The organism is Nocardia sp. NPDC058497 (genome assembly GCF_042720195.1).
Lineage (GTDB): Bacteria > Actinomycetota > Actinomycetes > Mycobacteriales > Mycobacteriaceae > Nocardia.
On sequence record NZ_JBHXMY010000200.1, the window covers coordinates 1 to 9,811 of the forward strand.

At 67.8% G+C, this 9,811-nt stretch carries 12 protein-coding genes; 5 read left to right on the top strand and 7 right to left on the bottom strand.

Annotation, left to right across the window (positions count from 1 at the left end; translation table 11 throughout):
• The 3 genes from ACFWPJ_RS15635 to ACFWPJ_RS15645 all read right to left on the bottom strand — a co-directional run.
• A partial coding sequence (locus ACFWPJ_RS15635) for an NAD(P)(+) transhydrogenase (Re/Si-specific) subunit beta (RefSeq protein ID WP_378851792.1) occupies positions 1-1,358 on the bottom strand: 1,358 nt, incomplete at its 3' end.
• Positions 1,359-1,375: 17 nt separating this feature from the next.
• Positions 1,376-1,678, bottom strand: coding sequence for an NAD(P) transhydrogenase subunit alpha (locus tag ACFWPJ_RS15640; RefSeq protein ID WP_056818017.1), 303 nt, complete (start codon positions 1,676-1,678; stop codon positions 1,376-1,378).
• Positions 1,678-2,796 (bottom strand): Re/Si-specific NAD(P)(+) transhydrogenase subunit alpha, encoded by a 1,119-nt coding sequence (locus tag ACFWPJ_RS15645; RefSeq protein WP_378851762.1) that lies wholly within the window; start codon positions 2,794-2,796, stop codon positions 1,678-1,680. The genes ACFWPJ_RS15640 and ACFWPJ_RS15645 overlap by 1 nt, the downstream gene beginning before the upstream one ends.
• Before the next feature lie 409 nt (positions 2,797-3,205).
• Between ACFWPJ_RS15645 and ACFWPJ_RS15650 the strand changes: the two genes are divergently transcribed.
• From ACFWPJ_RS15650 to ACFWPJ_RS15660, 3 genes are read left to right on the top strand one after another with little or no spacing between them, the layout of a single operon-like run.
• Entirely contained in the window at positions 3,206-3,658 is a 453-nt protein-coding gene (locus ACFWPJ_RS15650; RefSeq protein ID WP_378851765.1) for an HIT family protein, read from the top strand.
• Complete coding sequence (locus ACFWPJ_RS15655) at positions 3,655-4,497, top strand: maleylpyruvate isomerase family mycothiol-dependent enzyme (RefSeq protein ID WP_378851768.1); 843 nt, start codon at positions 3,655-3,657, stop codon at positions 4,495-4,497. The genes ACFWPJ_RS15650 and ACFWPJ_RS15655 overlap by 4 nt, the downstream gene beginning before the upstream one ends.
• Positions 4,497-5,168 (top strand): Type 1 glutamine amidotransferase-like domain-containing protein, encoded by a 672-nt coding sequence (locus ACFWPJ_RS15660; protein ID WP_378851771.1) that lies wholly within the window; start codon positions 4,497-4,499, stop codon positions 5,166-5,168. Before ACFWPJ_RS15655 ends, ACFWPJ_RS15660 begins: the two co-directional genes overlap by 1 nt.
• On the opposite strand, the gene ACFWPJ_RS15665 is transcribed toward ACFWPJ_RS15660, so the two are convergent.
• The gene (locus tag ACFWPJ_RS15665; RefSeq protein WP_378851774.1) at positions 5,139-5,666 is read right to left on the bottom strand and encodes a GtrA family protein; all 528 of its coding nucleotides are present in this window, start codon (positions 5,664-5,666) and stop codon (positions 5,139-5,141) included. The genes ACFWPJ_RS15660 and ACFWPJ_RS15665 overlap by 30 nt on opposite strands.
• A gap of 159 nt (positions 5,667-5,825) precedes the next feature.
• Complete coding sequence (locus ACFWPJ_RS15670) at positions 5,826-6,161, bottom strand: hypothetical protein (RefSeq protein ID WP_378851777.1); 336 nt, start codon at positions 6,159-6,161, stop codon at positions 5,826-5,828.
• 366 nt (positions 6,162-6,527) lie between these two features.
• On the opposite strand from ACFWPJ_RS15670, the gene ACFWPJ_RS15675 reads away from it, so the two are divergent.
• Together ACFWPJ_RS15675 and ACFWPJ_RS15680 are read left to right on the top strand one after the other, a co-directional pair.
• Positions 6,528-7,901 (top strand): FAD-binding oxidoreductase, encoded by a 1,374-nt coding sequence (locus tag ACFWPJ_RS15675; protein WP_378851781.1) that lies wholly within the window; start codon positions 6,528-6,530, stop codon positions 7,899-7,901.
• A 103-nt stretch (positions 7,902-8,004) separates the two neighbouring features.
• Positions 8,005-8,289 carry a GNAT family N-acetyltransferase gene (locus ACFWPJ_RS15680; protein ID WP_378851784.1) on the top strand — a complete coding sequence of 95 codons (285 nt, stop codon included), beginning with the start codon at positions 8,005-8,007 and terminating at the stop codon, positions 8,287-8,289.
• On the opposite strand, the gene ACFWPJ_RS15685 is transcribed toward ACFWPJ_RS15680, so the two are convergent.
• The gene (locus tag ACFWPJ_RS15685; RefSeq protein ID WP_378851787.1) at positions 8,211-8,519 is read right to left on the bottom strand and encodes a hypothetical protein; all 309 of its coding nucleotides are present in this window, start codon (positions 8,517-8,519) and stop codon (positions 8,211-8,213) included. The two genes, ACFWPJ_RS15680 and ACFWPJ_RS15685, sit on opposite strands and share 79 nt — an antisense overlap.
• Positions 8,516-9,235, bottom strand: a complete 720-nt coding sequence (locus tag ACFWPJ_RS15690) for a DUF6875 domain-containing protein (RefSeq protein ID WP_378851789.1) — start codon at positions 9,233-9,235, stop codon at positions 8,516-8,518. Before ACFWPJ_RS15690 ends, ACFWPJ_RS15685 begins: the two co-directional genes overlap by 4 nt.
• Positions 9,236-9,811: the final 576 nt, after the last annotated feature.

Sequence of the window (9,811 nt, forward strand, 5' to 3'; positions counted from 1 at the left end):
GAGGTGTGGTCGGCGTAGAACAGCGGGTTGTCGATGCCGGCGAAGCCGGAGTTCATCGAGCGCTTGAGCACGATGACGCTCTTGGCCTGGTCGACGTTGAGGACGGGCATGCCGTAGATCGGGCTGGTCTTGTCCTCGCGGGCGGCCGGGTTGGTGACGTCGTTGGCGCCGATGACCAGGACGACGTCGGTGCGGCCGAATTCGCCGTTGATGTCGTCCATTTCCTTCATGGCGTCGTAGGAGACCTCGGCCTCGGCCAGCAGCACGTTCATGTGGCCGGGCATGCGACCGGCGACCGGGTGGATCGCGTACTTGACCTCGACACCCTTGCCCTCGAGCAGGGAGGCCATCTCCTTGACCGCGTGCTGGGCCTGGGCCACGGCCATACCGTAGCCGGGGACCACGATGACCTGGTTGGCGTAGGCCATCTGGATCGCGGCGTCGGCCGCCGAGGTCGCCTTGGCCTGCTTGTTCTCGCCATCGGCGCCGCCACCGGCCGCGCCACCGCCGCCACCGAAACCACCGGCGACGATGGCCGGGATGGAGCGGTTCATGGCCTTGGCCATGAGGTTGGTCAGGATGGTGCCGGACGCGCCGACGATCATGCCCGCGACGATCATCGCGGTGTTGTTCAGCGCCAAGCCCGCGGCCGCGGCCGACAGACCGGTCAGCGCGTTGAGCAGCGAGATGACGACCGGCATGTCGGCGCCGCCGATCGGCAGCACGACCATCAGGCCGAGGATGCCGGCGAGGACGAGCAGACCGATCATCCACAGCTGCGAGACGCCACCGTTGTCGGCGCCGAGGCCGATCACCACGGCACAGACGATCGCGCCGACGAGCAGGAGCAGGTTCAGCGGCTGCTGCAGACGGCCGATGCCGATCGGCTTGCCCGACAGGATCTCCTGCAGCTTGGCGAAGGCGATGATCGAGCCCCAGAACGACACCGAACCGATCACCGCGGCGAACAGCGAGCCGATGATGATGTGGATGTTGGGCTCGTCGTGCAGCTGGGAGAAGCCCGAGCTGTCGATGAACTCGGCCCACGCGATGAGCGCGACCGTGCCACCACCGACACCGTTGAACGCGGCGACCAGCTGCGGCATCTCGGTCATCTTGGTGCGGACAGCGGGCGGAACACCCAGCGCCACACCGACGACCAGGCCGGCGCCGATCAGGATCCAGTTGATCATGTCCGCGTGGCGCACCGAGATCAGCGTGGCGATCACGGCGATGCCCATGCCGACCGCGGCGATCTGGTTGCCGCGCACGGCGGTCTTCGGGCCGGTCAGGCCCATCAGGCCGTAGATGAACATGGAGAAGGCCACGATGTAGAGGCCGTTGACCAGGTAGGTCATGTTGTCGACTGCGTGCATCATTCGGCCGCCTTCTTCTTGCCCTTGAACATACCGAGCATGCGGTCGGTGACCACGAAACCACCGATGACGTTCAGCGTTCCGAACACCACGGCGACGAACAGGATCACCTGCACCAGCAGGGACGGGTCCTTGACGTTGCCCAGCGTCACCAGCGCGCCGAGCACGACGATGCCGTGGATGGCGTTGGTGCCCGACATCAGCGGGGTGTGCAGGGTGTTGGGAACCTTGGAGATGACGGCGAATCCGACGAATCCGGACAGCACCAGGATCGCGATGTTCGCGAGAAGTTCGGTGTACATCAGGCTTCCACCTCACGGGTCACGCAGGAATCGGCCAGCACCTGATCCTCGAAATCGGGCGCGAGCTTGCCGTCGACCAGCATCAGTTCCAGCAGCGCCGCGATGTTCTTGGAGTACAGCTCGCTGGCGTGCTCGGGCATGGTCGCGGGCAGGTTCAGCGGCGACGCGATAGTCACCTCGTGCTTGACCACGGTCTCGCCGGGCTCGGTGAGTTCGCAGTTGCCGCCGGTCTCGCCGGCCAGGTCGACGATCACGCTGCCGGGCTTCATGCCCTCGACAGCGGCGGCGGTGACCAGACGCGGCGCGGGACGACCCGGCACCAGCGCGGTGGTGATCACCACGTCGAAACCCTTGATGGCGTCTTCGAGTGCCTGCTGCTGCTGGGCCTTCTCGTCCTCGGTGAGCTCGCGGGCGTAGCCGCCCTCACCGGCGGCGTCGATACCCAGATCCAGCCACTGCGCGCCGACCGAACGCACCTGATCGGCGACCTCGGGGCGCACGTCGTAACCGGTGGTGCGGCCACCCAGACGCTTGGCCGTGGCCAGCGCCTGCAGACCGGCGACACCGACACCGAGCACCAGCACGGTGGCCGGCTTCACGGTGCCCGCGGCGGTGGTCAGCATCGGGAAGAAGCGGGTCGACTCCGACGCGGCGAGCAGCACGGCCTTGTAACCGGCCACGTTGGCCTGCGACGAGAGCGCGTCCATCACCTGAGCGCGCGAGATACGCGGGATCGCCTCCACCGCGAACGCCTGCACACCGGCGGACTTGAGCGCGCCGATCTGGTTCTCGGCATTGCGGGGCGCGAGGAACCCGATCAGGGTCTGCCCGGAGGACAGCTTGCCCACCTCGGCATCGCTGGGCGGGGCCACTTTGACGACGACATCGGCCGACCACGGATCACCGATGGTCGCGCCCGCCTCGACATAGGCCGCGTCGGGGATGAGCGCGCCGAGGCCGGCACCGGCTTCCACGACCACCTCGACACCCTGCTTGGACAGGGCGGGGATGATCTTGGGCACCACAGCGACCCGCCGCTCACCCGCGCCGGACTCGCGAACGACTCCGACACGCGCGCCGCGCGGCGAACCCTCGCCCACGTTTTGCGTTGTCTCCACTAGTCAGACTTCCTTTTCGTGCTGGCTTCGAGCCTGGGAACAACGGGGTCAGCCGAAGTTACCTACGAGTAATATCGGCTTAAATCCTCGCAACTGTACTCGGCTCGCGGTGAGCCTAGCGGAGATGCCCGTCACATCGGAGAGCTGGACCGCCCACTGGGAAATCGGACAGAGCCGACCCGTTTCGCCAAGTTGACGACCTTTCCGTCCGGCGGACGCGAGCTCGCGTCCTCACTCAGATTCGTCGCCGCAGGTAGGGCCGGACAAGACCGCACGTTCGAGTGGGGTACTTACCTGGACGTCCGAATCCTGGTCGAATGTCCGGCTCGCGCGGAGAACGTGACGCGTGTCATGCCGGTGCGCGGTTCGGGCTGTTGCGCGACCTAGGCCACACCGTAGGGTCGATGCTGTGAGCGACTGCGTCTTCTGCTCGATCGTGGCGGGTGCTGCGCCGGCGACCAAGGTCTACGAGGACGACGCGGTGTGCGCGTTCCTCGACATCCGGCCGATCACCCGCGGGCACACGCTGGTCGTTCCCAAACAGCACGCCACCGAACTCGACGATCTCGATCCCGAGCTCGGTGCCACGATCTTCCGCACCGGGCACCGGCTCGCGCGCGCCTTGCGCCGCAGCGGCCTGGCCAGCGACGGCGCCAATCTCGTTCTCAACGACGGCACAGCGGCCTTCCAGACCGTCGGCCACGTCCACCTGCATGTGGTGCCGCGCAAGCACGGTGACAAACTCAGTTTCGCCAAGGGCTTTCTGCTGCGCAGGCCGCACGAACCGAACGCGACCGCAGCGGCGATCCGGGCCGGCATCACCGCGCTCGACCAGAGCGAAGCAGAAGGAGCACAGGGATGACCGACCGCACGCCCGATCGCGAGCAGCTCACCGACCTGCTCTCCCAGCAGTGGGAGGCCATCGGGATCCTGGTCGCCGACCTCGACGAGAAGGCGTGGCGCAAGCCGTCCCCGCTGCCCGGCTGGACACTGTTCGACGTGGTCGCGCACGTGGTCGGCACCGAGTCGTGGCTGCTCGGCGACACCCCGCCGCCGCATGACCCGTTGCGCCCCAAGACCGATGTGCGGACGCTGCCGCACGTGCGCAACGAGGTCGCGGTACTGAACGAGATCTGGGTCGACCGGTTGCGTCCGCTCTCCGGCAAGCGCCTGCTCGCCCTGTTCGACGAGGTGACCGACCGCAGGCGCGCGGCGCTGGCCGCGCTGGACGAGCAGGCCTGGCAGACGCCGACGGTGTCGCCGGTCGGGCAGGTTCCGTACGGGCGGTTCATGCGGGTGCGGCTGTTCGACTGCTGGATGCACGAGCTCGACCTGGCCGACGGGATCGGCCGCACCGTGGCCGAAGGCGGTGCGCGCGCGGAGACCGCGTTCACCGAGCTCACCCTCGGTCTGGGCCGGGCCGTGGTGAAGGGCGCGAAGGCGCCCGACGGTTCGCGGATCACCATCGACCTCAGTGGTCCGGTCACCCGGCAGATCCACCTCGCGGTGGTCGACGGGCGCGGCGCGGTGCTCGACGCGGCCGAGGGTGAACCGACCGCCGTGATCAGCATGGATTCCGGGTTGTTCGCGCGGTTGCGTGGCGGGCGGACCACCGCTGCCGAGCACCGGGACGCGGTCACCGTCTCGGGTGACACCGCCCTCGGCGAGCGACTGGTGCAGAACCTGGCCTTCACCATCTGATGCGGCTGTTCCTGGCGTCCTACCGGTTCGGCGCCTTCGCCGACCGGCTCGCCGGGCTCGTCGGCACACCCGGCCGGGTGGCGGTGATCCCGAATGCCTTCGACGCGTGGCCCGACGCCTGGTCGTCGGCGGTCACCAGTGATGTGAATCCGCTACGGCAGCAAGGGTATTCGCCCGAGGTGGTCGACCTGCGCGACTATGCGGGGCAGCCTCGTCAGCTCGAGCGGCGGTTGCGCGAGTTCGCCATGGTGTGGGTGCGCGGCGGCAACACCTTCGTGCTGCGGGCCCAATTCGCCCGCAGCGGCGCCGATTCCGTGCTGCCCGACCTGCTGCGCGAGGACGCGCTGGTCTACGCGGGCTACAGCGCGGGAGCCTGTCTGCTCGGGCCCGATCTGCACGGGCTGGAGACGGTGGACGATCCCGGCGAGGTACTGCCTGCCACCGGTGTCGAACCGCGGTGGGACGGACTGGGATTGGTGGATCGGCGCTTGGTCGTCCACCTCGATTCGCCTACCGATCCGGACGGCGAGGCGGCGAAGATGCTGGCGCGCTGCCGGGCCGAGGGCGTCGCGCACTGGGCGCTCACCGACGATGATGTCGTCCTGGTGGACGGCGATCGCACCGAGGTGCTGCGCGGCCGGTCATCGACCGGCGCCGACGGGATCCACTGATCGCTTGCGCCGGAACACGATCCAGCGCATCGCGCAGTACATATACACCGCTTCGCAGGCGCCTGCCAGCACCCGCGCCACGTGGTACTCCACGCCCAGCGCGGTCAGCCCGGAGCCGACACCGAGGATGAACGCCAGGTAGTTCACCACCACCACGACCGCGTACACCGCGGCCTGCCTGCCCATCGGGGCGTGGGAGTGGAAGTTGAAGGTGCGGTTGAGCAGGAAGGCGAGGCCGAACGCGACGATGTAGGCCAGGCTGATCGACAGCCAGACGGGCAGGTCGAGTCCCTCGTGCAGCAGCGTCAGCAGGAGCAGGTCGACGCCGAAGGTGAAGCTGTTGATCAGGGCGAAGCCGAGGAAGGTCGCGGGCACATACCTGTTCAGCCCGAACGGCAGACGGGCGACGACGGCCTCGCACCAGCGGGTGAACCGGTCGGCCATCGAGTCGGTGACACTCGCGTGCTGCTCCACGGGGCCAGCCTGCCAGCGCGACATGACGCCGAGGTGAGCAGACGGCAAACGGGTGATCGGCAGACTCGGTGCGGCACGACAACGGCCTGCGCCTTGCGCACCGACGGACACGACCGCAGCCCGACTCAGTGATGCAGGGCGAGTGCCTGCGCACAGCCGGGCACGCCCGGACCGCAGCCGAACTCAGTGCGGCAGGGCGACAGCCTGAGCTTGGGCGGCGACGGGCTCGACCGGACCGCGGTCGAGCGTGGTCCACGTGGCCAGGCAGCGGCGGCGGGTGAACTCGTCCGCCTCGGCCAGGAGTGCGTCGCGCAGCAGGCGCGGGTCGGCGGCCCACTCGGCGGCGATCTCGGCCAGCGCACGGATACCGAACATCCCCGTCGCTTCCAGCGCCGACAGCCATTCCTCGTGTTCGCCCGCGTGGACACGGTGCATCGCGTCGGGGTCGATCCCCGCGTCGGCGCACTCGGCGGCCAGCAGGGCGCCGACCAATTCGCTGCGGTCCTGCGGTTCCTTCATCTTCCGGCCCTCCCGGCGAAATACGGTGCGACGCGGTGCGTCGGTTGATGCGATGCGCGAGCGGGCGCACCGTAGAGCGGAATTCGAAACGCGCCGGGCGCGCGGCGGCGAATCGCTGTCGACCACACCCGTTATGGGACATTGTGACGGGTTGGACGCCGTATACACCAACCGAACGCGCAGGATCACAGTCATGCGGATATTCACTTGGTCGGCAACACATCGCACCAACACGAAACTGGTCGGATGATCACCACGCTCTGGTGGCGGTCGCTTCTCGGGGCCGATGCCTGCACCAGAGCGTGGTGATCAATCGACCATCGCGAGTGCCCGCGCGATGTGGGTGGCGCGGGTTAGCGTTGATGGGTGGACGAGAGCAGGGTTGACCTCGATGCGTTGATTTCCGCGGTGTCTGAGGGGGCGGTGGTCATCGATCCCGATCTGCTGGCGGGGTACCGGCAGGATTGGGCGCGTGATCCCGATGCCGGGACGCCGGTCGCGGTGGTGCGGGCGCGCAGCACCGCGGATGTGGTCGCCACACTCCGGTGGGCGCATGAGCGGCGGGTGCCTGTCGTGCCGCGCGGCGCCGGGTCGGGGTTGTCCGGCGGGGCGACCGCGGTGGACGGCGGGATCGTGCTGAGCACCGAGTTGATGCGGGAGATCCGTGTCGACGCGGTCACCCGGACCGCCGTGGTGCAGCCGGGACTGCTCAATGCGGAGGTGAAGCGGGCGGTCGCGGCGGAGGGGCTCTGGTATCCGCCCGATCCGTCCTCGTTCGAGATGTGCTCGATCGGCGGCAACGCGGCGACCAACGCGGGCGGGCTGTGCTGTGTGAAATACGGCGTTACCACCGACTACGTGCTCGGCATGGAGGTGGTGCTCGCCGACGGGGCCGTGGTGCGCCTGGGCGGACCGCGGCTGAAGGACTCGGCCGGGCTGTCGCTGACCAAGCTGTTCGTCGGCAGCGAGGGCACGCTCGGGGTGATCACCGAGCTCACCCTGCGGCTGCTGCCCGCGCAGCCGCCGCAGGCGACCGTCGTCGCGAGTTTCGGCTCGCTCACCGCGGCCACCGACGCGATCCTGGCCATCACCTCGACATTGCGGCCCGCCATGCTCGAATTCATGGACACGGTGGCGATCAACGCCGTCGAGGACGAGATGCGGATGGGGCTGGACCGCACCGCCGCCGCGCTGCTGGTCGCCCGCTCCGACGCGCCGGGCGAGTTCGCCGCGCACGAGGCGAAGCTGATGGTGTCGCTGTGCGAGAAGGCCGGGGCGACAGAGGTTTTCGATACCGAAGACCCCGCCGAGGGCGAAGCCTTCACCGCCGCACGGCGATTCGCGATTCCCGCGGTGGAACGGATCGGGCCGCTGCTGCTCGAGGACGTCGGCGTCCCGCTCCCCCGGCTCGGCGACCTGATCACCGGCATCACCGCCATCGGGGAACGCAACGATGTGCTGGTGTCGCTGATCGCGCACGCCGGTGACGGCAACACCCACCCGCTGATCGTGCACGACCCCACCGACCCCGACAACACCGCCCGCGCGCACCGCGCGTTCGGCGAGATCATGGACCTGGCCATCGCGCTCGGCGGCACGATCACCGGCGAGCACGGCGTCGGGCGCTTGAAGAAGGCGTGGCTGCCCGACCAGGTCGGCCCCGAGGTGATGGAGCTGACCCGCCGCATCAAGGACGCGCTCGACCCGGAAGGCATCCTCAATCCCGGCGCGGTCATCTAGGCGTACCTCCGCCTTCGCTCCGGCCATGCGCAGGTCTGATGAGGGCTTCGCCCGCTGCGCCACCAGTGGAACATCGGGCCGGGCCGCCGGGTTAGCATCCGGTATGACCACCAGGCTCGAGCACAACGTCGCCGACACTCGTTTCGAGATCTACCTCGACGACGTCCTCGCCGGCTACGCCGACTACGCCGAACGCGAGGATCCGAAGGTCCGCGACTTCCACCACACCATGACCTTCCCCGAATTCCGTGGCCGTGGGGTCGCCGCCGATGTCGTCGAGTACGCGCTGCGCGATTCCCGCGCCAACGGCTACCAGATCATCCCGACCTGCTGGTATGTCGAGAAGTACGTCGCCGAGCACCGCGAATACGCCGATCTGGTGGCCTGATCGCGCAGGTAGTGGGCCGGGCTTCCGGTGCCGGCGCCGACCTCGTTGTCGGCGCCAGGCAGCGGTGCGGCGGGGTCCAGGTCCGCCGCGGAATCGGCCGACGACGCTGGCAGCACGATTCGATCGGGAGCGTCGACGGCGGCGCCGTCGCGCAGGAGTTGGGCGGCGAGCGGAAACTCCTCGACCGCCGCCGGGTCGGTCACCGGCGCGGCGGACACTTCGCGGGTCATCGGTGTCGTCTTCCCGCGCCGGCCTGCACCGGTACCCGCTCCTCGTCGATGTGGTACTCGGGTACCTCGGAGCCGGTATCCATGAGCCTGCCCACCACGACGTTGCGGACATGCGCGGGCAGGGCGGGCGCGAACTTCTTGACGTAGGCCGACATGTACTCCGGCCGCGAGAGCAGGAACGGGAAATCGGTGGCCATCATCGTGCGCACCACCAGCATCGGGATCGGCGCGTCGAGCGGGTGGTAGTCCTTGTTCCACAGGCCGGGCTGGGAACAGCCGGGATAGAACTGCCCGAGCATGAGGCCGCGTTCCACGAACTCCGATTTGAGCTCCTCGTGCAGGTCGTCGATCAGCGAGTAGTCGTGCAGATCGGGCAGGGCCGTCACCATGCAGCGCAGTACCGCGGCACCGCCGGTGTCCGGTGACAACTTCGGGAACAACTCCAGCGCATCCGAGAGCGCCAGCCGCACATACGCGGGCCACGGTTGCGCACCGGCGACCCGGCCGACCCAGATCAGGTCCCGCTTCATCGCCGGCGCGACATACGGGCAGACCGGACCGTCACGGCCGATTTCGTCCAGCGGCTGGGTCAGATGGTCCTGCGCCCAGGTGCGCATCCGGTCGAGCATGTCCTGCATGGCTCGGGAGCTCTCCCCGGCGGTAGACAGCGGTAGCCAGCTCATTCCCGAGCGGGATCCGAAAATCGCTTCGGTCATCATTCACCTCGCCGCATCACGAGGTCGAGCATTCCCCCAGTGCACACAGAACACGCGAGTAGTGGACCACTCGAACTTCGAGGGCAGCCCCTCACGGACAAGGTTTCAGCGCTATACATCATGTTGTCGACTCCTGCTATAGACGGTCAAAGAGCCAGCTCACAGCCCTTATCTAGCCAGGAGGATCGACATAGGCCACATACCTACACCCCGACGGCTCAGTTTGATCCCACCTGTCTTGGTATATTGCATTGAAGGGCCGAAACGAATCGCCGCAGAGCTACGAATAAATAACCCTCCGGTGTCGATTGCATTTACCGAAAGATTGCCCGGTTGATCGGCGGACACATTTCGATCGTCATTCCCCCAGCACGCGGGCACAATCGAGGTAACGCCGCGGAGTCGGCCCGAAACCGGCTATCCGGCGCAGAGCGGTGCCGACCCCGCCCCGTGTCGATGCTCCAGAACAGGAACGGCCCCTCGATGAGTTCGTCTCTGGGGCGGGGACGCGGCGAGATTGAGCGGCGAACCGCAACCTAGACAAAATGAAAAAAAAACACACAGACACAAAAACAA

What these genes read in the sequence shown, in the direction of transcription:
- ACFWPJ_RS15670 (WP_378851777.1), bottom strand. Translation starts at nt 6,161, where the DNA reads ATGAAGGAACCGCAGGACCGCAGCGAATTGGTCGGCGCCCTGCTGGCC.
- ACFWPJ_RS15685 (WP_378851787.1), bottom strand. Translation starts at nt 8,519, where the DNA reads ATGACCCGCGAAGTGTCCGCCGCGCCGGTGACCGACCCGGCGGCGGTC.
- ACFWPJ_RS15655 (WP_378851768.1), top strand. Translation starts at nt 3,655, where the DNA reads ATGACCGACCGCACGCCCGATCGCGAGCAGCTCACCGACCTGCTCTCC.
- ACFWPJ_RS15665 (WP_378851774.1), bottom strand. Translation starts at nt 5,666, where the DNA reads ATGTCGCGCTGGCAGGCTGGCCCCGTGGAGCAGCACGCGAGTGTCACC.
- ACFWPJ_RS15680 (WP_378851784.1), top strand. Translation starts at nt 8,005, where the DNA reads ATGACCACCAGGCTCGAGCACAACGTCGCCGACACTCGTTTCGAGATC.
- ACFWPJ_RS15640 (WP_056818017.1), bottom strand. Translation starts at nt 1,678, where the DNA reads ATGTACACCGAACTTCTCGCGAACATCGCGATCCTGGTGCTGTCCGGA.
- ACFWPJ_RS15690 (WP_378851789.1), bottom strand. Translation starts at nt 9,235, where the DNA reads ATGACCGAAGCGATTTTCGGATCCCGCTCGGGAATGAGCTGGCTACCG.
- ACFWPJ_RS15660 (WP_378851771.1), top strand. Translation starts at nt 4,497, where the DNA reads ATGCGGCTGTTCCTGGCGTCCTACCGGTTCGGCGCCTTCGCCGACCGG.